Consider the following 20,667-nt stretch of genomic DNA (forward strand, 5'->3'; position numbering starts at 1 on the left):
CTGACGCCGTCAGGAAGGGACCCGGAGGATGTGCCGTCTGTTCGGTTTGTCCGCCGCGCCACAGCGCGTGCACGCGACGTTCTGGTTGCTGGAGGCGCCCGACAGCCTCGCCGCGCAGAGCCGCCGGGAGCCGGACGGCACCGGCCTCGGCGTCTTCGACGGCCGGGGTGAGCCGCTGGTGTGGAAACAGCCGCTGGCCGCGTACGCGGACGAAAAGTACGCGTACGAGGCCAAGCAGTGCGAGTCGACGACGTTCGTCGCGCACATCCGCTACGCCTCGACCGGGGGCGTCGAGCCGGCCAACACCCACCCGTTCGTCCAGCACGGCCGGCTCTTCGCCCACAACGGCGTGCTCGGCGACCTCCCCGCACTGGAGGCGCGGCTCGACCGCGAACACCGTGAGCTCGTCGGCGGCGACACCGACTCCGAACGATTCTTCGCCCTGATCACCCAGGAAACCGGCGCCCGCGGCGGTGACGTCGGGGCCGGCCTCACCGCCGCCGCCCGCTGGGTCGCCGAAAACCTGCCCGTCTACGCGCTCAACGTCGTCCTGACCACCGCCACCGAGCTGTGGGCGCTGCGCTACCCGGACACGCACGACCTCTACGTGCTGCAGCGCTCGCCCGGTGGCCCGCACGGCGACCGCCACCTCGAGCACGCCAGCGCCGCCGGCCGCGTCCGCGCGCGGTCCGGGGCGCTGGCCCACCACCGCGCCGTCGTCGTGGCCAGCGAACGGATGGACGAAGACCCCGGCTGGCGGAACCTCGAACCGGGGCAGCTCCTGCACGTCGGCGCCGACCAGGTCGTCACCCGGCGCACCGTCCTGGAGCAGCCGCCGCGGCACCGGCTCACCCTCGACGACCTCGGCGGCCACGCCGCCGCCTCCCAGCGCGGGCGGTAGCGGCTCCGCCGGATCCGCGAAAGTTTCGCGGCCGCTGAAAGTTACATCGGAATGCACAGCCCGGCGGGCGGCCGGAGCCGAAACCCTTGCCCCGAAACGGGATCGGCTGCTAACGATGAGGGTCGACCAGGCCGGGGATTCCACCGGAACCCAGCAAGCACCCAGGTGATTCCCACCGACACTCTGTGACGGAGATCCGATGTCCTTGCTCCCCTCCGGCCGGCGAAGGGCACGGTTCACCGCCGTTTCCCTGCTCACCGCCACCATGACCGCGGCCACGTTCGTCCCGTCCGCGTGGGCCGGCCCGCAGCCGGCCGCGGCCGCGCCGCCGGTCTACCGCGACACCCATCACAGCTTCGCCGAGCGGGCCGCCGACCTCGTCTCCCGGATGACGCTGCCCGAGAAGGTGCTGCAGCTGCACACCAACAGCGCGCCGGCCATTCCGCGGCTCGGCGTGCAGCAGTACACGTACTGGAGCGAAGGCCAGCACGGGCTCAACACGCTCGGCGCGAACACCGACCCCGGCACCGCGACCGGTGGCGTGCACGCCACCAGCTTCCCGACGAACCTGGCGAGCACCATGTCCTGGGACCCGGAGCTGATCTACCAGGAGACCACCGCGATCTCGGACGAAGCGCGCGGCATGCTGGACAAGTCGCTGTGGGGCGTCGCGCAGAACAACATCGGCCCGGACAAGAACGGTTACGGCTCCCTGACGTACTGGGCGCCGACGGTGAACCTGGACCGCGACCCGCGCTGGGGCCGCACCGACGAAGGGTTCGGCGAAGACCCGTACCTGGTCGCGAAAATGGCCGGCGCGTTCGTGAACGGCTACCAGGGCCAGACGCGAGAGGGCCGGCCGACGACGCCCTACCTCAAGGTCGCGGCCACGGCCAAGCACTACGCGCTCAACGACGTGGAGAACGACCGCCACGCGGACTCCTCCGACACCACCGACGCCAACATCCGCGACTACTACACCCGCCAGTTCCGGGACCTGATCCAGGACGCGCACGTCTCCGGCCTGATGACGTCGTACAACGCGATCAACGGCACGCCGGCGCCCGCGAACACGTACACGGCGAACGAACTGGCCCAGCGCACCTACGGCTTCGACCGCTACACGACGTCCGACTGCGGCGCGGTCGGCGACGTCTACGCGCCCGGCAGCCACAACTGGGCGCCGCCGGGCTGGACCACGAAAACCGCCAACGCGGCGACGCAGTGGACGAACACCGCGACCGGACAGCAGGTTTCCGGCGCGGCGGGCGGCCAGGCGTACGCGCTGCGCGCGGGCACCCAGCTCAACTGCACCGGCTCCGAAGACACCCTGGCCAACATCCAGGAGGCCATCAAGGCCGGCATCCTCTCCGAGGGCGTCGTCGACGACGCGCTGGTGCACCTGTTCACCATGCGCATGCAGACCGGCGAGTTCGACCCGCCGGACCGCGTGGCCTACACGAAGATCACCAAGGACGAGATCCAGAGCGCCGCGCACCAGGCGCTGGCCACGAAGGTCGCGGACAACTCGCTGGTGCTGCTGAAGAACGAGAAGGTTTCCGGCACGCCGGTGCTGCCCGCCGACCCGGCGAAGCTCACGAACGTGGTCGTCGTCGGCGACCTCGCCGGCAAGGTCACCCTCGGCGACTACTCCGGCGAGCCCGCGCTGCAGGTGAACGCCGTGCAGGGCATCACGTCCGCGCTCGAGGCGGCCAACCCGGCCGCCACGGTCACCTTCGACGCGTGCGGGACGTCCAGTGGCGCGACCACGGCGGCGAGCTGCTCGGCGGCGACCATGGCCGCGATCAAGACCGCCGACCTGGTCGTGGTGTTCGCCGGCACCGACACGAACGTGGCCACCGAGGGCAGGGACCGCACGAGCATCGCCATGCCGGGCAACTACGACTCGCTGCTCGACCAGGTCGCGGCGGCCGGCAACCCCCGTACCGCGCTGGCCGTGCAGGCGGGCGGCGCCGTCTCCCTCGACCACGCCAAGAGCGGCTACCCGGCCATCGTCTTCAGCGCGTACAACGGGGAAAGCCAGGGCACCGCGCTGGCCGATGTGCTGTTCGGCAAGCAGAATCCCAGCGGGCACCTGAACTTCACCTGGTACGCCGACGACACGCAGCTGCCCGGCATGAAGAACTACGGGCTGACGCCCTCCCAGACCGGCGGTCTCGGGCGCACCTACCAGTACTTCACCGGCGCTCCGGCTTACCCGTTCGGGTACGGCCTTTCCTACACCGGCTTCGCCTACTCGCACGTGCACGCCGACGCCCGGACCGCCCGCGCGGACGGCAAGGTCACCATCGGGCTGGACGTCACCAACACCGGCCGCACCCCCGGCGCCACCGTCGCGCAGCTGTACGCCGCCACGGCGTTCACCGTGCCCGGCGTGGAACTGCCCCGCCGGCGGCTGGCCGGCTTCGAGAAGACGGACGTACTGGCGCCCGGTCAGACCCAGCACCTGACCATCCCGGTGCGGCTGAGCGACCTGTCGTTCTGGGACGAGGCCAAGCACCGCCAGGTGGTGTACGACGGTTCCTACCGGTTCGACGTCGGCGCCGACGCGGAACACCTCACCGGCACCGCCACGGTGGCCGTCACCGGCGCCATCACCCCGCGGACGCGGTACGTGACGGTGCAGCCCGGCCAGGTGGTCTTCGCGCCCGGCCAAAGCATCGACCTGACCGGCAAGAACCCGTGGATCGCCGACGACACCGCCCAGGCCGCTCAGCACGTGCCGGCCGACCACGTCGTGGAGGCGGTGAACAACGACGAGTCGTTCGTCGACCTGGCGCACAAGCGGGTCGTTTACCGCAGCAGCGATCCGCGCGTGGCCCAGGTGAGCCGGACCGGCAAGGTGACCCTGATCGCGCCCGGGGTCGCGACCATCAGCGTCACGGTCGACGGTGTCACCGGCTCGACGCCCGTCGTGGTCAAGCAGCCGTTCACGCTCAGCGCACCCGACCGGGTGCAAGCGGGCACGACGTACACCGTCACGACCACCCTGCCCAACCCGGCGGGAGCCCGGCCGCTGCGGGACGTGACCCTGACGCTCAGCGTGCCCGTCGGCTGGACCGCGCAGGCCACTTCGCCGGCCACCTTCGCCACCGTCGCCGCCGGGCAGACCGTCAGCACCACGTGGCAGGTCACCGTGCCGGCCTCGGCGCAGCCCGGGAAGTTCGACGTGTCGGCGCAGGCCGCGTTCACCTCCGCCAACGGGCCCGGCACCTCGGTGGACGCGACCACCGTGATCCTCCCGCACCCGCCGTACCCGTCGCTGTCCGCGGCTTACAACAACGTGGGCGTCAGCGACGACGCCACCCCCGGCGCGGGCAACTTCGACGGCGGCAACGCCAGCTTCTCCGCGCAGGCGCTGGCCGCCGCGACGCCCAGCCTGACCCCGGGCACCACCTTCACCCACGACGGCCTGACGTTCACCTGGCCCGACGTGACGCCGGGCAGCCCGGACAACGTCGTCGCGGGCGGGGTGGCCGGCGGGCAGACCATCATGGTCTCCGGCACCGGCCACACCCTCGGCCTGATCGGCGCCGGCGACTACGGCAGCCCCACCGGCACCGCGACGGTGACCTACACCGACGGCACCACCGAGTCCCACAGCGTCAGCTTCGCCGACTGGTGGGCCAACGCGGCGACCGGTGGCGACGTCCTCACCACGGTGCCGTACCTCAACAACAGCAGTGGCCGGCTGAACCAGCAGGTGAGCCTGTACTACGCCCCGATCCCGCTGCAGGCGGGCAAGACGGTGCAGTCGGTGACCCTGCCGGACATCAGCGACGGCGCGAACGCCGGGACGGCGGCGATGCACATCTTCACCATCGCCATCGGCTGAAGACGAGCGGGGGGCTCAGGTGCTCGGCCCCGGCCGTACGGGAGCGCCGGGTTCGGCCGTCGGTGACCGGCGGGTTGCCGATGCCGGTCCGGTGGCTCCCTCGGCACGGTGAAGGTTTCGAACTTCGGGAACGGCTGTGTGAGCGGCTTGGGCGCGACCTGCGGCCGACCGAGCGCCTTGGAGGATCAAGGCGTGATCAGCGGCTCAAAAGGCCGATGATCGCCGGTCACGTGATCGCGAGTCCCCCGTCCACCGGCAGCACACTGCCGTGGACGAATGCTCCGGCACGGGACGCCAGGAAAACCGCGGCACCGATGAGGTCGAGATCCACGCCGGGCCGCTTGAGCGACAGCCTGCCGAGCATCTCGGCCATCCGGCCGGACGTCATTTCCGTCTCGAAGGGTCCCGGCGCGATCGCGTTGACGGTGATCGACTCCGGGCCCAGCGCCAGCGCGAGGTGCCGGGTCAGGGTGTGCACCGCCGCCTTGGTGGTCGAGTACGCGAACCCGCGGCCCGACGGCTTCAACCCGACCACCGAACCGATGTTGACGATCCGCGCCGGGTCGCCCGGGGACGCGGCCTCCCGCAGCTTCGGGAGCAGCCGCTGCACCAAGCCGAACACCGGCTTCACGTTGATCGCGAACAGCTCGTCGAAGGCGGACTCCGGGTAGGTGTCCACTTCGCCGCGGAAGTTGGCACCGGCGTTGTTCACCAGGACGTGCACCGCCGGTTCGCCGGCCAGCGCTTCGGCCACCGCGTCCAGCCCCGCCGTCGTCGACAAATCTGCCGGGACGGGCACGCACGTCCCCCGCTCCCCCAGCCGGTTCGCCGTGGCCGCCAGGGTTTCCGCCGAGCGGCCGACGATGTGGACCTTCGCCTGCCGCTCGACGAACCCCCGGGCGATCATCTCGCCCAGGCCCCGGCCGCCGCCGGTGACCACCACGACCTTGTCGCGGACGGAGAACAGTTCATCCAACATGCTCCTATCATTATCCCCGAAGCGTGCGCTGTCCAGGATTCACTGCACCGAGCGAATCGTCCCGCCGTCCACCCGCATCGTCGCGCCGCTGATGTAGTCGGCGTACGGGCTGGCCAGGTACGCGACCGCGCCCGCGATCTCCTCGGGCCGGCCGAACCGGCCGATGTCGTTGGGCACGAAGTCCTCAGCCGAGTTGCGCTCGATCTCGGCCCAGTCCGCACCCCAGCCGCGCTCCGGCGCCATCTCGGTCAGCAGACGCCGCACCGAGTCGACGAGGATCGCACCCGGCGCGACGACGTTCGACGTCACGCCGGTGCCCTTCAGGTCGCGGGCCAGCGACACCGCGAGGTTGTGGCGTGCGGCCAGCGTCGCGTTGTAGTGGGGCTGCATCGCCATCGGCTGGCCGCTTAGGCCGCCGCCGATCTGGATGACCCGGCCCCAGCCACGGGCCCGCATGCCCGGCACGAACCGGCGGATCATGCGCACGCCGGACACGACATTCACGTCGTACGTGCGCAGCCACACGTCGGGAGCCGAGTCGTCCCAGCCGAGGTGGTCGTACGCCCCGGCGTTGTTGACCAGGACATCGACGTCGCCGGCGGCGTCGGCCACCGCGTCGGCACCCTCGTCGGTGGCAAGGTCGCCCACGGCCACTGCCTTGGCCCCGACCTTCTCCGCGACCGCACGAGTCCGGGCTTCGTCGCGCCCGTGCACAACGACATCCGCACCTTCCTGCGCGAGCAGGAGAGCGATCGCTTCGCCGAGCCCCGAGCTCGAGCCCGTGACGAGCGCACGCCGACCGGTCAGTTGCAGATCCATGTTCTCGTTCTCCAGATGTATACGACTGTAGACTTAATCGTAGTCTACACTCGTATACATGACTGAGCCACGTCGCCGCGACGCCGCCGCCACCCGAGAGGCGATCCTGCGCGCGGGCATCGAGGCTTTCACCCGCGCGGGGTACGACGGCGTCGGCGTCCGGGAGATCGCCCAGGCGGCCGGGGTCACCGCGATGCTCGTGAACCGCTATTTCGGCTCCAAGGAAGGTCTGTTCACGGAGGTGGTCGAGGTGTCGCTGACCGAGCGGACCGTGCTGGGCGCGGACCCGGCGACGCTGGCCCGCGACGCCGCGGCGGCGCTCGTACGCCGCACCGCGCCCGAGGCCGGCGATCTGGACCCCTTCCTGCTCGTCCTGCGCTCCGCTCCCAACCCCCGGGCCGCGGAGATCCTGCGCGCCGGGATCGAAAGGCACGTCGAGCAGCACCTGTACGACGTCGTCCCGGACACCCGGGGCACCGAGCGGGCGGCGATGGCACTGGCGCTGATCAATGGGTTCTGGCTCATGCGCAAGGTGATCGGCAGCACCGCACTCAACGAAGCGGACGAAGAAACGCTCCGGAACACGCTCGAGAAGCTGTTCCGCGTGCTGCTCGACTGACCGCGGTCACGTGCCCGGCTCGGTCGTGGCGCGCTCGATGTCGTACAGCTCTTCGAAGCCGGCGAGTTCCTGGAAACTCTCGTAGATCGCGAACGACTCCCCGGCCGGGCGCGCGCTGGGTTTTCCCGCGCGCTGCAGCTCATACGCCTCGCGCAGCGCGGCGAAGGCCGCCGTCTGGCCGGTCACCGCGTCGATCAGGATCGCGTACCCCAGGCTCCGCCACTCCTCGGCGGTGTGGAGGTCGAACGACGTGAGCGTGGCGACGGGCGCGGAGAGGCGGGCCGGCGCCGCCGCCAGCTGCTCGTCGTTCGCGGGCAGCAGCATCACGACGTCGGCCCCGGCCTCGTGGTAGGCGGTGAGGCGTTCGACGGCCCGCTCGAAGTCCTCGTTCTGCACCGCGCCGGTACGCGCGATCAGCAGCAGGTCGGGGTCGCGCCGCGCCTCGGCCGCGCACCGGATCTTGCCCACCATCTCCTCGAGCGGGATCAGGTGCTCGACGTGCCGGTGGTGGCTGGCGCGCTTCGGCGCGACCTGGTCCTCGAGCTCGATGGCGTGCACGCCGGCCGCCTCCAGCTCCCACACCGTGCGTGCCACGTGGATCGCGTCGCCGAAGCCCACCCCGCCGTCGACGATCAGCGGCAGCCCGGACCGCCGCCGGATCTGCCAGCTCGCCGCCGCGAGGTCCGACACGCTCAGCAGCGCCTCGGAAATCGCCATCGCGTAGCCGAGGCCGCCACCTCCGAGGTACCCGCCGTCGTACCCCAGCCGTTCGCAGAGCCGCGCGGTGAGCGCGTCGGGGCACCACTGCACCATGAGCGGCTCGCCACTCGACACCCGTGCGCGGAACGCCGCGCGATCGAGACCCACCATGTTCACTCCCATCGAACCCACCCCGGTCGTCACAGGTCGAGGACCAGCTCCGCGGAGGAGCAGCTCCCGACGCAGATCATCATCGTGTCCCCGGCCGCGCGCTCGTCGTCGCCGAGCACGGTGTCCCGGTGCACCGGCGTGCCGTCGAGCACCTTCGTGCAGCACGTGCCGCAGAACCCCTCTTCGCACGAGTACGGCACCTCGGGCGCGAGCTCGCGCACCGCTTCGAGGATCGTCGTGCCGTCGGCCACCTCGACGGTCTCCCCCGTCTGCGCCAGCACCACGGTGAACGGCCGCGCGTGGCTGTCCGGCGCGCCGTCCTCCCCCGGCTCGGCGGTTCCGGCCGTGAAGAGTTCGAAGTGGACTTCGAGTTCGGGCCGGAGGCGGCTCACCGCCGCGCGCAACGCATCCAGCATCGCCGCGGGACCGCAGCCGTAGACCGCGGCGCCGCCGGGCGCCTCCCGGACGATCTCCTCCAGCGGCAACAGCCCGGACTCGTTCTGCGGCCGGACGTCGACGGGCGCGTCCGCCTCGCACGCCAGCTTGTCCAGCTCGGGCAGGAACGCCATCGACTCCAGCGAGCGTCCCCCGTAGTGCAGCCGCCAGCCGGCGCCGCGGGCCGTGAGCTCGCGCGCCATGCTCAGGATCGGCGTGACGCCGATCCCGCCCGCGACGAGCACGTACGACCCGGCCGGGCGCAGGGTGAAGTGGTTGCGGGGCCCGCGGATCACCAGCTGCTTGCCGACGAGCGCGGTGTCGTGGATCTCCGCCGACCCACCGCGGCCGGCGGTCTCGCGCAGCACGGCGATGGTGTATGTGTACCGGTCTTCGCGGTCCCCGCAGAGCGAGTAGTGGCGGATCCGGCCGGACGGGAGGACGACTTCGACGTGGGCGCCGGGGTCCCACGGCGGCAGCTGTCCGCCGTCGGCCCGGGCGAGCCGCAGGGAGATCACTCCCTCGGCCTCCCAGCGGGCCGCGAGCACGCGGACCTCGACCTCCGGCTCGGCCGCGCTCACGACCACACCCGCCCGGCTCGGGTCCCGCGGTCCTGCCCTGTGCTCATGGCGCCACCTTCACGTCGTCGTGGTTGCTCCTATAATTAGCATAGAAATCTTGGCGGGAGAGCACAAGGGCGACCGCGCGCGATCGAGGAGGAGCTCATGACGACACCGGAGCCGACAACCAAGCTGGTGTACCTGGCCCGGCGCAACCCCGCGCTCTCAGCGGCCGAGTTCGTGGTCCGCTGGCGCCAGCACTCGCTGCTCGCCGGCAGCATGCCGCTGATCCGGCCCGGCATCGTGCAGACCGCCCACTGCCTGAACCTGTTCGACCGCACGGTGTTCGCACGCGCCGCGCTCGACTACGACGGCGTCAACTTCCTCACCCTGACGGGCCACGAAGTCGCGACGACGATGTGGCAGCACGACGAGATGATGGACCTGCTGCAGCCGGACGAGCTCGCGACCTTCTCCACCTACGCCCGCCACTTCACGCTGACGACGCACGAGCACGTCGCGAGCCCCGGCGGCCTGCGGCCGTACTGCCTCGCCTTCTTCCTCAAGCGCGACCGCGCGCTGACGAACGAGGAGTTCGTGGCGGCGTTGACCGAAGCCCACGGCGAGGTGGCGGCGGGGACGCGTCGCGGCGTGGTGGACGCGGTGGTCGACCGGCCGCCGGGCTACAACTTCGACGCCGTCACCGAACTGTGGTTCGACACGGCCGAGGAGCTGCGGGCGTTCACGCGGGCACCGTCGTTCCAGGACACCTACCTGAAGCGGCGCGCCGAGCTGTGCGACGAGATGCGCACCATCGCGATGGCGACCCGGCTGAGCCACGCACGGCCCGCGATCGACGAGGCGACCGCCGTCGACCGGCCGTTGTGACGTGAAATGGGGCACGCGCGGGACCCCGGTTCGACAAGGGTCCCGCGCGTGTGTCCAGGGGGCGGCTCAGACGATGTGCGGCGCTTTGGTGTCCGTGGCCAGGACGGTGCGCGGCAGCAGCTCGGCGAGCTCCTCCTGCGGCCACGGCCCGGCGTGCTCGTCCCGGAAGATCGTGCGCGTCTCGACGGGGTGGCTGTACATCCCGATCTTGCCGCCGCCGGCCCGGAACACCCGGCCGGTGACGTCCGCGGCCCGGTCGCTCGCGAGGTAGACGACGATCGGGGCGACCAGCGCCGCGTCGGCCCGCGGTTCCTTGGCCCGGGCGCGGCGCTCGCTCATCACGCCTTCGGCGATCCGCGCCGCGTCCCGCTGCGCCTGGTCGGCCGTCATCCGCGTCAGCGCGAACGGGGCGACGGCGTTCACCGTGATGCCGTCCTTCTGCAGCTCCCAGGCCAGCGCGTAGGTCAGGCTGGTCACCCCGCCCTTGGACAACGCGTACTCCGCGTTGCCCAGCGGCGCGGCCCACTGGTTCGACGTGGTGTTGACGATCCGCCCGCCACCCTGACGCCGGAGCACCGGGATCGCGTGCCGGCACATCGCGAAGGTGCCCTTGAGGTTGACGTCGACCATCACGTCGAAGTCCTCCTCGGTGGCGTCCTCGATCTTGTGCTGGCGCACCACGGCCGCGTTGTTGACCAGCACGTCGAGCCGGCCGAACACCTCGACCGCCGTGGCCACGACGCGGGCCGCGCCGTCCCAGTCGGCGACCGACTCGTAGCTGGCCACGGCTTCACCGCCGTTCGCCCGGATGGTTTCCACCACCTCGTCGGCCGGCCCGGCGGCAGCGCCCGCTCCGTCCGGGTCCACGCCGAGGTCGTTGACCACGACCCTGGCGCCGGCCGCCGCGAGCGCGAGGGCCTCGCCCCGGCCGATCCCCCGGCCGGCGCCGGTCACGATCGCCACCCGGCCCTCGAGCGGGCCCTGTCCAGCCATCATTCCTCCTCCAAGAAGCCACTATCAGGTTAATGATAGGAGCATTGGTGCGGGTGTCAAGCCGAGACCGGCGTGCCGCCTTTCCGGGCAGCCCGGATGGGGCGACCCGAAGAGATGCTTGACCCGCTCCAAATCGAGGCTAATAGTAGGAGCAATTGGTCCGGTTCTTCGCCTCTCACCATCCACAAAGGAGCAACGATGCTCGACTGTGTCCGGTCAACTTCCGTCCGGCCAACGACTTCCGCGGCGGCGAGGCAAGCCCGGTGAGCGCCGCCGACCCGCGCACCGTACGGCGTGAAGTCCGCCGCGTCGTCGCCTCGAGCTGCCTCGGCACCGCCATCGAGACCTACGACTTCGTCCTCTACAGCTCCGCCGCGGCACTGATCTTCGGCCCGCTGTTCTTCGCCCAGCTCAGTCCCGCGGTGGCCACCATCGCGTCGTTCGCGACCTTCGCCACGGGGTACCTGGTCCGGCCGCTCGGCGGATTCGTCTTCGGCTACCTGGGAGACCGCTTCGGACGCCGGTGGGTGCTGGTCACCACGGTGTGCCTGGCCGGCGGCGGCACCGGCGTCATCGGGCTGCTGCCGACGCAGGCGCAGATCGGTCCGCTCGCGCCCGTCCTGCTGGTGCTCCTGCGCATGGTGCAGGGCCTCGCGCACGGCGGCGAATGGGGTGGCGGCGTGCTGATGATCGCCGAGCACGTCGAGCCGCGCCGCCGAGGGCTGTACACGGGCATCGGACAGGGCGGCCTCTCGCTCGGCGCGGTCATCGCCACGCTCGTGATGGCGGTCGTCGCCGGCCTGCCGGAGCCCGTCCTGTTCGGCTGGGCGTGGCGGATCCCGTTCCTGCTCAGCTTCCTCCTCATCGCGCTCGGGATCTACCTGCGGCTGCGGATCAGCGAAAGCCCCCTGTTCGTCGAAGCCAAGCGGACGCGCGGGCAGAAGCTCGGCCTGGCGCGCCACCTCGGCCCGCTGGTCCGCGGGATCCTCGCGAGCATCCCGCCGACGATGTCCGCGGCCTTCTTCGGCAGCTTCGCGGTGAGCTTCGCCGTGGCGGCCGGGCTTTCCCGCACGACCGTGCTCCTCGCGCTCAGCGCCAGCTGGATCCTGTCGACGTTCACGATCCCGTGGTACGGCGCGGTTTCCGACCGGCTCGGCCGCCGACCGGTCTATGTCGCCTCGGTGCTGGGCGTCGCGGTCGCCACCTACCCGTTCCTGCTGGCGATGCGCAGCCATTCGACGGCGTTGCTGTTCGTCGCGTTCATCGTGCTGTTCAGCTTCATCACCCCGGCCGCGCAGGGCACCATCGCGTCGTTGCTGAGCGAGCTGTTCCCGACGAAGCTGCGCTCGACGGGCGTCTCGCTCTCCTACCAGCTCGCCGCGATCGTCGGCGGGCTGACCCCGGTGGTGAGCGCGACGCTCCTGACCACCGGCGGCGGCCTGGCCTGGGTGGTCGTGGTCATCGCCGGGCTGTGCGTGATCGCGGCACCGGCCGTGCTGCTCGGCCGCGAGTCGGTCGGGAAGTCGCTCGCCGACGCCGCGGCACCGGCTGCCGTCCCGGCCCCGGTGGCGGGGGAAATCCCGGCCCGGTGACGACGGACCCGGCTGGGGTGGCGTCCACCCCAGCCGGGTCCTTCAGTCCCCCGAAGCGCGGCCACCGCGCCGAGCACGACGTAGTGGTCACCCGCCTCGTGGACGTCGGCGAAGGTGCAGTCGAGCCACGCGAGCGCCCCCTCGATCACCGGGGCCCGGACGGCGCGGGCCGCCAGCCGCCGGCAGATCCACGCCTGGTCGTGGGAAAGCAGGTTCACGGCGAACGCGGGCGCGCTGCGGATCTTCGGGAACGTCGTGCTGGTGCGCGCCGGGCAGAAGCCGACCAGCAGCGGGTCGAGGGACACCGAGCGCCGTCGCCTTCGCCGGCGGGTGCGCCGCCCAACTCGGCCAACGCTCGTCGCGGCCTGCTTCGCCGCGACGAGCGGCTCGGGTCGCTGTCGCCCCCGACGCCCTGCCACCGCGCCAGCGGGAGCAGGAACTCCCACCCGGCGGCGTCGGCCGCCTTGGCGATGGCGAGCTGCTGCGGCCACGTCGGGACGATCCGCCCGGACTCGACTTGGTGAGGGCGCCACCGCGGGCGCCTCGGGGAGGGATACTCGGATCGTCGTTGAGCCTGGATTCAGGTGACGTCCATGGTGACCGACAGCTTCGCCCGGGGCGCCGCGACTTCGGCGAACCACGCCAGCGCCTCGTGGAACTCCGCCGCGGACGGCGCGGGCAGGTCGACGATGAAGTCCGTCGCGCCGAGCTCGAGCCAGTCCCCGACAAGCGCGGCCGTGCGCTCGGCGGCGGCGTCGGACGGCGTTTCGAAGGGCGGCGCCGGTTCTCCACGCGGCGCCCGCCCGCCCAGGGGCGCCAACGGCGCGACGATCCGGAAGTCCCCGGGCCGCGATTCCCACTCGGGCGTGCCCCGGACCCGGCCGAGCACGTTCGCGATCGCGTCCCGGTCGGCGCCGAACGGCGCCCAGCCGTCACCGAGCCGGAGCGCGCGGCGCAGGCCGACCAGCCGGTTCCCGCCGATCCAGATCGGCGGGCGCGGGAGCTGCTTCGGCCGCGGTTCGCAGATCAGGTCGTCGAACCGGGCGAACTCGCCGTCGTAGCTGGCGACCTCGTTGCCCCACAGGGCTTCCATCGCCTTGATGTGGTCGTCGACGATGGCGCCCCGGCGCTCGAACTCGACCCCCGCGGCGTCGGCTTCGTGCCGGCGGCTGCCGACGCCGAACCCGGCGATGAGCCGGCCGCCGGAGAGGTGGTCGAGCGTCGCGAGCTCCTTGGCGGCGATCAGCGGGCTGCGCAGGTGGGCCTGGTAGACGAGGGTGACCAGGCCGATCCGCCGGGTCGCCGCGGCGAGGAACCCGAGGGTGGCGACGGGGTCGTAGAACCGGGCGCGCCCGTAGCTGCGCAGCTCGTCGACGGCCAGCGCGCCGTGGTCCCCGCACGCGATGAAGGCGTAGCCGAGCTCGTCGGCCCGCCGCGCGATGCCGAGGAGGTCGTCCGGTGTGGCGTCCGCTTCCCAGTCCCGCAGGCTGATCGGGTACAGGATCGGCGGGAAAAGACCGAACGCGGGCATCTTCGCTCCTCTTCCCCGGTGTACCGCGGCAGCACCGGTTGACCACTGGTTGCTCCTATGATTAACCTTTTGCTCGGTCACTGTCCAGTGGCGCGGCCCGGCGGAACGGGGGACGAGTGTGGACTCGAGCGTGACGGTGGTGGTCGGGGTCGGCGGCATGGGCCTGGCGATCGCCCGGCGGCTCGGCGCCGGGACCACGCTGGTCCTCGGCGACCACGACGAAGCACGGCTGGACCAGGCGGCTGCGGAGCTGCGCGACGAAGGCCACCGGGTGGTGACGCAGGCCGTGGACGTCGCCGGCCGTGCGTCGGTCGCCGCGCTGGCAAGCACCGCCGCCGGCCTCGGCGCGGTCACCCGCATCGCCCACACGGCCGGGGTGTCCCCCGCCCAGGCGCCCGCCGACCGGATCCTGCGGGTCGACCTGCTGGGCGTCGCGTACGCCATCGAGGAGTTCGGCGCGGTCGTCGCCCCCGGCGGTGCCGGCGTCGTCATCGCGAGCATGGCCGGGCACCGCCTGGCCGCCCTTCCGCCCGAACAGGAACTGCAGCTGGCCGTGACGCCGGTCGAACACCTGCTGGACCTGCCGTGCGTCCGGGAAGCCGCGGGGTCGCCGCGCACCGCCTACTGGCTGGCCAAGCGCGGCAACCACCTGCGGGTGCAGGCCGCCGCGCCGCGGTGGGGCGAGCGGGGCGCCCGGCTCAACTCGATCAGCCCGGGCATGGTCGCGACCCCCATGGGGCACCAGGAGTTCAGCGGACCGGGCGGCGACCGCATGCGCGCGGCGGTGGCGGCCTCGGCGGCCCGGCGGATCGGCACGCCCGCCGACGTCGCCGCGGCGGCGGCCTTCCTGCTGGGCTCCGAAGCCGGTTTCGTGACCGGCACCGACCTCCTCGTCGACGGCGGCGTGACGGCGGTGCGGGCGCAGGAAGCGCGCACGGCGGGTGCCCGATGACCACTCCGTGCCGCCACCGGTGCGGCTTCACCGACGCCCCGTCGACCTACTACGAGGTGTTCGAACCCCTGGAGCCGAACGGCCACCCGCCGGTCCTGATGGTGACGGGCGGCGTGCATTCGGGCGCGTGCTACCACGTGACCCCGGACGGCCGCCCGGGATGGGCCGACGACTTCCTCGGCCGCGGCCACACGGTGGTCCTGGCGGACTGGCCGGGCGTCGGCCGCAGCGGCCACGTCCCACCGGGCGACCTGAGCGGACAGACCATCGTGGACGGCCTGGCGGCGGTCATCGAGGAGGTAGGCGGCCGGGCGGTCGTGCTGACGCATTCGATCGGCGGCGCCTTCGGCTGGAAACTGGCCGAGCGGCATCCGGACGCGGTGGCGGCGGTGATCGGGGTGGCACCGGCGCCACCCGGCAACCTGGGAGCCGAACTGGGCCACCTGCTGCGCGACGAGGGCAGCCGCAAGGTGGTCGCGATGCCGTCCGGCGAGACGGTGCTGGACCTCGACCGGACGTTGACGTTCCCCCCGGCGTTCCACCGCGCGAAACTGGTGGGGTCGAGCACCCGCTTCCCCAGGGAGACGCTGGACGCGTATTTCCGCTCCCTGCAGGGCATCAGCGGCCGGATAGTGTTCGAGCGCACGAACATCGGCGGCGCCCAGCTCCACATCGAGGACGAGTCCGCGCTGGAGGGCAGACGCATCCTGGTGCTGACGGGCACGGAAGACATCGACCACCCCCGGGAACTGGACGGCGCGGTGGTGGAGTGGCTGAACAAGGCGGGCGCGAGAGCAGAGCACTGCTGGCTGGGCGACCGGGGCATCACCGGCAACGGCCACATGATGATGCTGGAGGACAACAGCACGGAGATAGCCGGAATCATGATGGACTGGCTGGAGAAGGCCTCGACGGCGTAGCAGGAAGCGGCACTGACGGGCAGCCGGCAACGCAAGATGACCACTCAGCTCCTGCCGCACCGGGTGCGGAGCAAGGTCGTCATCGACCTTCGGATCCGCCGGCCAGCAGCCGCACGGCTTCGTCGAGGCTGATCACGTCCGCGTACCGGTCCGCCAGGTCCGCCAATGCCACCGGGCCCGACAGCGGCCGCGGATCCGCCACGCAGGGCAGCACGATCTCCACCCGCAGTCCCAGCGACGCCGCGTCGACCGCGGTCGCGCGCACGCATCCGCTCGTGGTGAGACCGCACAGCAGCACCGTATCGACGTCCTTTTCGGACAGTCGCGCCGCCAGATCCGTTCCGGCGAAAGCGGAAGCGTGACGCTTGTCCACCACGACGTCTCCGTCGCGCGGCCCGATCCTGAGGTCGAACGCGGTCCCCGGCGCCCCGCGCAGCAACGGGCTCAGGTCGAACCGCGCCGCCCAGGCCGGGTCGGCGTCCGCGAGGTCGTCGAAGCCGATGCGCACGAGGTAGACCGGGACCGCCGCCCGGCGCGCGTGGTCGAGCAGCCCGGCGGTGGCCGCCACGGCGCCGGAAATCCCCGGGTCCGCGTCGATGAAATGGCGCTGCAGGTCGACGACGACCACTGCCGGTCGGCGGCCCGGTCCGTGCCGGCGGCCGGAGCCCAAGCCCGCGAGCAAGCGGGCCGTCGCCGCTTCGACGCTTTCAGAGGAAGACATGGCCGCCGTCCACGACGATCGTCTGCCCGGTGATGAACGACGCCGCCTCGGACGCCAGGAACAACACGGCTCCGACGAGGTCGGCGGGCACCGCCGCGCGGGGAATCGCCCGCGCCGCGATCGCACTGTCGAGCACCTCACGCGGATAGCGCTCGAGCACCCCTTCGGACTGGGTACTGCCGGGGGCGACCGCGTTCACCGTCACCCCGTCCGCCCCGACCTCGCGGGCGAGCGCGCGGGTGAACCCGATGACGCCCGCCTTCGACGCGGCGTAGTGGAGCCGCTGGTGGCCGCCGACGTGCGCTGTCGTCGAGCTGATGGAGATGATCCGGCCGAAGCCCGTCATCCCGGGCAGGGCCGGCGCGCGCACAAGAAAGGTCCGCGCAGGTTCACCGCCAGCACCCGGTCCCAGGTCGTCACGTCGATGTCCCGCCACCCGGTGAAGGGCAGCTCCGCGAACAGCGCCGCGTTGTTGACCAGCACTGTGGGCGCGCCGAACTCGCGCTCGACGCGGGTGAACGCCGCGTCGACCGAGTCCTCGTCGGCGACGTCGGCGACCACGCCGAGCATCCCCTCGGAAGCGACGTCGAGGACCCGCTCGGCGCGGTCGAACACCGCCACCGGACGGCCCTGGGCCGCGAACGCCCGGGCGTAGGCCAGGCCGATCCCGCCCGCGGCCCCGGTGACGACGACCGGGCCGCCGCCGGCCCCCGGCATCAGCCACCCACCGGGACGGGCAGGTCGCGCACGTCCAGGGTGCGTTCCGGGTCGAGCTGGTCGATCGTGGTGGCGCTTTCGTCGGCGACGACGAGCGTCACGCCGGTGGCGCGCAGCTCGCGGAAGCAGCCGATCAGCTCGTCGACCACCTTGGGCGCCAGCCCCATGAACGGCTCGTCCACCAGGAGCACCGTGGGATCCCCCGCCATCGCCCGCGCCAGCGACAGCATCTGCTGCTCGCCGCCGCTGAGCATGCCCGCGGCGACGTGCCGTCGCGCGGCGAGGCCGGGAAACCGGGTGTAGACCTCCTCGATCGCCTCGTCGGCGGCCGCCCGGGGCCGGCGCAGGGCTTCGTGGGCGAACCTCAGCGTTTCCGCCACGGTCAGCCGGGGGAAGACGCGGCGGCCTTCGGGAACGAACGAGATCCCCGCGAACCGGCGGGCTTCGGGTCCCGACCGCGTCAGGTCGACGCGCTCGCCGTCGCCGGTCAGCCCGGTGACCGAACCCCGGCCCGGGCCCAGCACCCCGGCCAGGCAGCTCAGCAGGGTCGTCTTGCCCGCGCCGTTGGGCCCGAGCACGCCGGCGCACTCGCCGGCCCCGACCGTGAAGCCGGCCCCGCGCAGCACGACCATCTGCCCGTACCCGATGTCCGCGTCCTCGAGGACGAGGGAGCGCACCGGAGCACTCGTGAACCTTCGTCGCAGCATCGCGGTCAGCTCCTCGTCCCGGATCCGATGACGTCGTGCAGGTCGCCGCGGGCGCGCAGCTCGGCGAGGTCGCCGACCCCGACGATCCGGCCGCCCACCATCACCACGGTGCGGTCGGCGATCCGCTCCACCAGGTCGTGGTCGTGCTCGACGAGCACGACGGCGCACCCGTCCGCCCGCCAGCGCCGCAGGGCCTCGACCAGGAATTCGACTTCCTCGTCGGTGAGCCCGGCGGCCGGTTCGTCGAGCAGCAGCACGCGGCAGCCGCCGAGCTCCAGCCGCGCCAGCTCCACCCACCGGCGCACCCCGTGCGGCAGCACCGCGACCGGGCGGTCGAGCCACGCCGTCAGCGCCCACCGCTCCAGCACCGCTTCCAGCCGTTCGGGGTCGGCGCGCCGGCCCCAGCCGTCACAGGCCAGCCCGACGTTGTCGCGCACGCTCAGGCCCGCCGCCAGCCGCGGCACCTGGAAGCTGCGGCCGAGACCGTGCCGGGCGAGCCGGTGCACCCGGCCCCAGCGGACGTCCCGCTCGGCGCCGTCGGACCAGCGCAGGCCGATCCGCCCGGCCTCCGGCGGCCAGATCCCGTTGAGGCAGTTGAGCAACGTCGTCTTGCCGGACCCGTTGGAGCCGATGATCGCGGTGATCTGCCCCGGCTCGAAGCCGATCGAGACGCCGTCGAGCGCCACCACCGAGCCGAACGACTTCCGGACGCCGTCCGCGGCGAGGGCGACGATCTCCGGCCGCTCCTGGAGAGCACCCGCCGGCGAGCGGCGCACGAGCCACCGCCTGCGGCGGTCGCGCAGCGCCTCCGGGAACAGTCCCGTCGGGCGGCGCACGACCACGAGGATCACCAGCAACGCGAACACGATCGTCAGGACATTGCCGTCCAGGCCGCCGATCCAGCCCGGCACGCCGACCACGACGACGCTCGCCGCGACCGGGCCCCAGATGCTGCGCCGTCCGCCGACCATCAGCACGAGGAAGATCTGGATCAGCAGCGGCAGCCCGTAGGTCGTCGGCACCACGACCTTCTGCTCCTGCGCCCACAAGACCGTGGCGACGGCGGTGAGCAGCCCGCTCACCACGGCGACGCCGATCCGGACGCCGACGACGTTGGTCCCGACCACCCGGGCCAGGAACACGTCGTCGCCGATCGCCACGCCGAGGCGGCCGACCCGCCCGGACATGAACAGCCGCACGACGAGCCCGACGCCGACCAGCACGGCGACGCCGAGCGCGAGCACGGGTCCCGTCTCGCGGGCCGAGAAGTCCACCCAGCGCGGGAAGTCCGTGATTCCGGACGAGCCGCCGGTGAGGTCGGTGAACGTGGTGAGCGCGGTCAGGAACACCGCGCCCGCCGAGATGGTGACCAGGCCGAGCTGGAATCCGGTCAACCGCGCGCTCAGGCCCGCCACCGCGACGAGCAGCGCGACCGCGCAGGCCGCCGAGACCAGCACCGCCCACCACACCGAGCCGGTGGCCGCGGCCGTGATCGCGAAGCCGTACGCCGATATCCCGATCACGGCGTGCTGGGAAAAGTTGAAGACGTCGAGGTAGCCGAGCACCAGGGAGTAGGCCACCGCCAGTGCCGCGGTGAACGACACGGTGGTCAGCGTCGCCTGGAACGCGTAGCTGCCGCCGAACAGGCCGTAGAGGTAGAGCGCGACGTCGACCGACTGGATCGCCCGCCGCAGGAACCGCTCGTTCATCCGACCACCCTGCTCGTCCGGTCCGGGAACAGGCCCCGGGGTTTCGCCAGGAGGACCACCAGCACCAGTCCCAATTGGACGACGGTGGCGGTGAACTGCCCGCCTCGCGCGTTCACGACCGCTTCGGCGATCCCGATGACCAGGCCGCCGACGATCGGCCCGGCGATGCGCTCGCCGCCGCCGATCACCAGCCCGAACAGGGCGCCGACGATGATGTGGAAGACGTTGTCGGGCGTGACCCCCACGACCTCGGCGGAGATGTCGCCGACGAAGAAGCACAACACGCCCAGCAGCGCGTAGGCGAGGAACGCCATCGTCGGGACGCGCACGCCCGACAGCCGGGCGGTGACCGGGTCGTCGGACACCGCACGCAGCGCCCGGCCCAGCCGCGAGCGTTCCAGCACCACCCAGCTGCCGAGCCCGCCGAGCACGACCGCCGCGACCAGCAGCAGGGTGCCGGTCGTGACCGTGATCCCGCCGCCGAGGGCCAGCGTGCGTGCCGGCACCACCGGGGTGGCGAACCGCAGGTCCGACCCGAACAGCAGGTAACCCAGCCCCTGCAGGGCGGTCGCCAGCGCGACCGTCACGAGCACCCCGCCGAGGTCGTGTTCCTGCCCGTGGCCGGGACGGCTCGCGAGCCACCGCGTCGAGACGAGGTGCACGAGCGCGCCGGCCGGCGCTCCGGCCACGAGGAGCAGGAGCAGCCGCGGCAGCGGGGGCACCCCCGCCAGCGAAGCCGCGGTCAGCCCGGCCAGGACCACGATCCCGCCGACCGCGAAGTTCATGATCTTCGTGACCCGCAGGACGAACGCGGCCGCGAGGCCGACCAGGGCGTACAACGCCCCCAGCCCGATTCCGTTGAAGAGCGATTGGAGTTCCCGCACCGGCGTTCTCCCCG

At 72.1% G+C, this 20,667-nt stretch carries 17 protein-coding genes and 2 pseudogenes; 7 read left to right on the forward strand and 12 right to left on the reverse strand.

Annotated features, from left to right (window positions below; all coding sequences use genetic code 11):
• Nucleotides 1-28 precede the first annotated feature (28 nt).
• Both ACWEVP_RS02700 and ACWEVP_RS02705 read left to right on the forward strand, forming a co-directional pair.
• The gene (locus ACWEVP_RS02700; protein ID WP_452060894.1) at nt 29-901 is read left to right on the forward strand and encodes a class II glutamine amidotransferase; all 873 of its coding nucleotides are present in this window, start codon (nt 29-31) and stop codon (nt 899-901) included.
• Between the two features lie 199 nt (nt 902-1,100).
• Nucleotides 1,101-4,757, forward strand: a complete 3,657-nt coding sequence (locus ACWEVP_RS02705) for a glycoside hydrolase family 3 C-terminal domain-containing protein (protein ID WP_452060895.1) — start codon at nt 1,101-1,103, stop codon at nt 4,755-4,757.
• 226 nt (nt 4,758-4,983) lie between these two features.
• On the opposite strand, the gene ACWEVP_RS02710 is transcribed toward ACWEVP_RS02705, so the two are convergent.
• Both ACWEVP_RS02710 and ACWEVP_RS02715 read right to left on the reverse strand, forming a co-directional pair.
• Nucleotides 4,984-5,736, reverse strand: coding sequence for an SDR family NAD(P)-dependent oxidoreductase (locus tag ACWEVP_RS02710; protein ID WP_452060896.1), 753 nt, complete (start codon nt 5,734-5,736; stop codon nt 4,984-4,986).
• 39 nt (nt 5,737-5,775) lie between these two features.
• Entirely contained in the window at nt 5,776-6,555 is a 780-nt protein-coding gene (locus ACWEVP_RS02715) for an SDR family NAD(P)-dependent oxidoreductase (RefSeq protein ID WP_452060897.1), read from the reverse strand.
• 58 nt (nt 6,556-6,613) lie between these two features.
• On the opposite strand from ACWEVP_RS02715, the gene ACWEVP_RS02720 reads away from it, so the two are divergent.
• Nucleotides 6,614-7,174, forward strand: a complete 561-nt coding sequence (locus ACWEVP_RS02720; protein ID WP_452060898.1) for a TetR family transcriptional regulator — start codon at nt 6,614-6,616, stop codon at nt 7,172-7,174.
• Between the two features lie 6 nt (nt 7,175-7,180).
• Here the strand turns inward: ACWEVP_RS02720 and ACWEVP_RS02725 are convergent, their stop codons facing one another.
• Both ACWEVP_RS02725 and ACWEVP_RS02730 read right to left on the reverse strand, forming a co-directional pair.
• Nucleotides 7,181-8,044 (reverse strand): isocitrate lyase/PEP mutase family protein, encoded by an 864-nt coding sequence (locus ACWEVP_RS02725; protein ID WP_452060899.1) that lies wholly within the window; start codon nt 8,042-8,044, stop codon nt 7,181-7,183.
• A gap of 29 nt (nt 8,045-8,073) precedes the next feature.
• On the reverse strand, nt 8,074-9,060 hold the full coding sequence (locus tag ACWEVP_RS02730; protein ID WP_452060900.1) for a PDR/VanB family oxidoreductase: 987 nt from the start codon (nt 9,058-9,060) through the stop codon (nt 8,074-8,076).
• A gap of 144 nt (nt 9,061-9,204) precedes the next feature.
• Between ACWEVP_RS02730 and ACWEVP_RS02735 the strand changes: the two genes are divergently transcribed.
• Nucleotides 9,205-9,927: an EthD domain-containing protein gene (locus ACWEVP_RS02735; protein ID WP_452060901.1), complete on the forward strand. Its 723-nt coding sequence runs from the start codon at nt 9,205-9,207 to the stop codon at nt 9,925-9,927.
• Nucleotides 9,928-9,993: 66 nt separating this feature from the next.
• On the opposite strand, the gene ACWEVP_RS02740 is transcribed toward ACWEVP_RS02735, so the two are convergent.
• Nucleotides 9,994-10,920 (reverse strand): SDR family NAD(P)-dependent oxidoreductase, encoded by a 927-nt coding sequence (locus ACWEVP_RS02740; protein ID WP_452060902.1) that lies wholly within the window; start codon nt 10,918-10,920, stop codon nt 9,994-9,996.
• A gap of 263 nt (nt 10,921-11,183) precedes the next feature.
• On the opposite strand from ACWEVP_RS02740, the gene ACWEVP_RS02745 reads away from it, so the two are divergent.
• Nucleotides 11,184-12,512: an MFS transporter gene (locus ACWEVP_RS02745; RefSeq protein WP_452060903.1), complete on the forward strand. Its 1,329-nt coding sequence runs from the start codon at nt 11,184-11,186 to the stop codon at nt 12,510-12,512.
• Between the two features lie 59 nt (nt 12,513-12,571).
• On the opposite strand, the pseudogene ACWEVP_RS02750 reads toward ACWEVP_RS02745, so the two are convergent.
• Both ACWEVP_RS02750 and ACWEVP_RS02755 read right to left on the reverse strand, forming a co-directional pair.
• Nucleotides 12,572-13,153: pseudogene (locus ACWEVP_RS02750) on the reverse strand (flavin reductase family protein); the annotation flags it as partial.
• Nucleotides 13,093-14,043 (reverse strand): TIGR03619 family F420-dependent LLM class oxidoreductase, encoded by a 951-nt coding sequence (locus ACWEVP_RS02755; protein ID WP_452060904.1) that lies wholly within the window; start codon nt 14,041-14,043, stop codon nt 13,093-13,095. The pseudogene ACWEVP_RS02750 and the gene ACWEVP_RS02755, both read right to left, overlap by 61 nt.
• A gap of 130 nt (nt 14,044-14,173) precedes the next feature.
• On the opposite strand from ACWEVP_RS02755, the gene ACWEVP_RS02760 reads away from it, so the two are divergent.
• Nucleotides 14,174-14,995, forward strand: coding sequence for an SDR family oxidoreductase (locus ACWEVP_RS02760; RefSeq protein ID WP_452060905.1), 822 nt, complete (start codon nt 14,174-14,176; stop codon nt 14,993-14,995).
• On the forward strand, nt 14,992-15,915 hold the full coding sequence (locus tag ACWEVP_RS02765) for an alpha/beta fold hydrolase (RefSeq protein ID WP_452060906.1): 924 nt from the start codon (nt 14,992-14,994) through the stop codon (nt 15,913-15,915). The genes ACWEVP_RS02760 and ACWEVP_RS02765 overlap by 4 nt, the downstream gene beginning before the upstream one ends.
• A 79-nt stretch (nt 15,916-15,994) precedes the next feature.
• Here ACWEVP_RS02765 and ACWEVP_RS02770 read toward each other — a convergent pair whose 3' ends face one another.
• From ACWEVP_RS02770 to ACWEVP_RS02790, 5 genes and pseudogenes are all read right to left on the reverse strand, one after another.
• Nucleotides 15,995-16,636, reverse strand: coding sequence for a cysteine hydrolase family protein (locus ACWEVP_RS02770; protein WP_452060907.1), 642 nt, complete (start codon nt 16,634-16,636; stop codon nt 15,995-15,997).
• Nucleotides 16,623-17,353, reverse strand: a pseudogene (locus tag ACWEVP_RS02775) (SDR family NAD(P)-dependent oxidoreductase). The gene ACWEVP_RS02770 and the pseudogene ACWEVP_RS02775 overlap by 14 nt, the downstream one beginning before the upstream one ends.
• Nucleotides 17,353-18,060: an ABC transporter ATP-binding protein gene (locus ACWEVP_RS02780; RefSeq protein ID WP_452060908.1), complete on the reverse strand. Its 708-nt coding sequence runs from the start codon at nt 18,058-18,060 to the stop codon at nt 17,353-17,355. Before ACWEVP_RS02780 ends, ACWEVP_RS02775 begins: the two are co-directional and overlap by 1 nt.
• Nucleotides 18,061-18,065: 5 nt before the next feature.
• On the reverse strand, nt 18,066-19,769 hold the full coding sequence (locus ACWEVP_RS02785; protein WP_452060909.1) for a branched-chain amino acid ABC transporter ATP-binding protein/permease: 1,704 nt from the start codon (nt 19,767-19,769) through the stop codon (nt 18,066-18,068).
• Complete coding sequence (locus tag ACWEVP_RS02790) at nt 19,766-20,653, reverse strand: branched-chain amino acid ABC transporter permease (RefSeq protein WP_452060910.1); 888 nt, start codon at nt 20,651-20,653, stop codon at nt 19,766-19,768. Before ACWEVP_RS02790 ends, ACWEVP_RS02785 begins: the two co-directional genes overlap by 4 nt.
• Nucleotides 20,654-20,667: the final 14 nt, after the last annotated feature.

It is taken from the genome of Amycolatopsis sp. NPDC003865 (assembly GCF_053605345.1).

Bases quoted from the DNA above. Each gene is read 5' to 3' on its own strand.
- ACWEVP_RS02700 (WP_452060894.1), top strand. From the start codon at position 29: ATGTGCCGTCTGTTCGGTTTGTCCGCCGCGCCACAGCGCGTGCACGCG.
- ACWEVP_RS02705 (WP_452060895.1), top strand. From the start codon at position 1,101: ATGTCCTTGCTCCCCTCCGGCCGGCGAAGGGCACGGTTCACCGCCGTT.
- ACWEVP_RS02710 (WP_452060896.1), bottom strand. From the start codon at position 5,736: ATGTTGGATGAACTGTTCTCCGTCCGCGACAAGGTCGTGGTGGTCACC.
- ACWEVP_RS02715 (WP_452060897.1), bottom strand. From the start codon at position 6,555: ATGGATCTGCAACTGACCGGTCGGCGTGCGCTCGTCACGGGCTCGAGC.
- ACWEVP_RS02720 (WP_452060898.1), top strand. From the start codon at position 6,614: ATGACTGAGCCACGTCGCCGCGACGCCGCCGCCACCCGAGAGGCGATC.
- ACWEVP_RS02725 (WP_452060899.1), bottom strand. From the start codon at position 8,044: ATGGTGGGTCTCGATCGCGCGGCGTTCCGCGCACGGGTGTCGAGTGGC.
- ACWEVP_RS02735 (WP_452060901.1), top strand. From the start codon at position 9,205: ATGACGACACCGGAGCCGACAACCAAGCTGGTGTACCTGGCCCGGCGC.
- ACWEVP_RS02740 (WP_452060902.1), bottom strand. From the start codon at position 10,920: ATGGCTGGACAGGGCCCGCTCGAGGGCCGGGTGGCGATCGTGACCGGC.
- ACWEVP_RS02755 (WP_452060904.1), bottom strand. From the start codon at position 14,043: ATGCCCGCGTTCGGTCTTTTCCCGCCGATCCTGTACCCGATCAGCCTG.
- ACWEVP_RS02765 (WP_452060906.1), top strand. From the start codon at position 14,992: ATGACCACTCCGTGCCGCCACCGGTGCGGCTTCACCGACGCCCCGTCG.
- ACWEVP_RS02770 (WP_452060907.1), bottom strand. From the start codon at position 16,636: ATGTCTTCCTCTGAAAGCGTCGAAGCGGCGACGGCCCGCTTGCTCGCG.
- ACWEVP_RS02780 (WP_452060908.1), bottom strand. From the start codon at position 18,060: ATGCTGCGACGAAGGTTCACGAGTGCTCCGGTGCGCTCCCTCGTCCTC.
- ACWEVP_RS02785 (WP_452060909.1), bottom strand. From the start codon at position 19,769: ATGAACGAGCGGTTCCTGCGGCGGGCGATCCAGTCGGTCGACGTCGCG.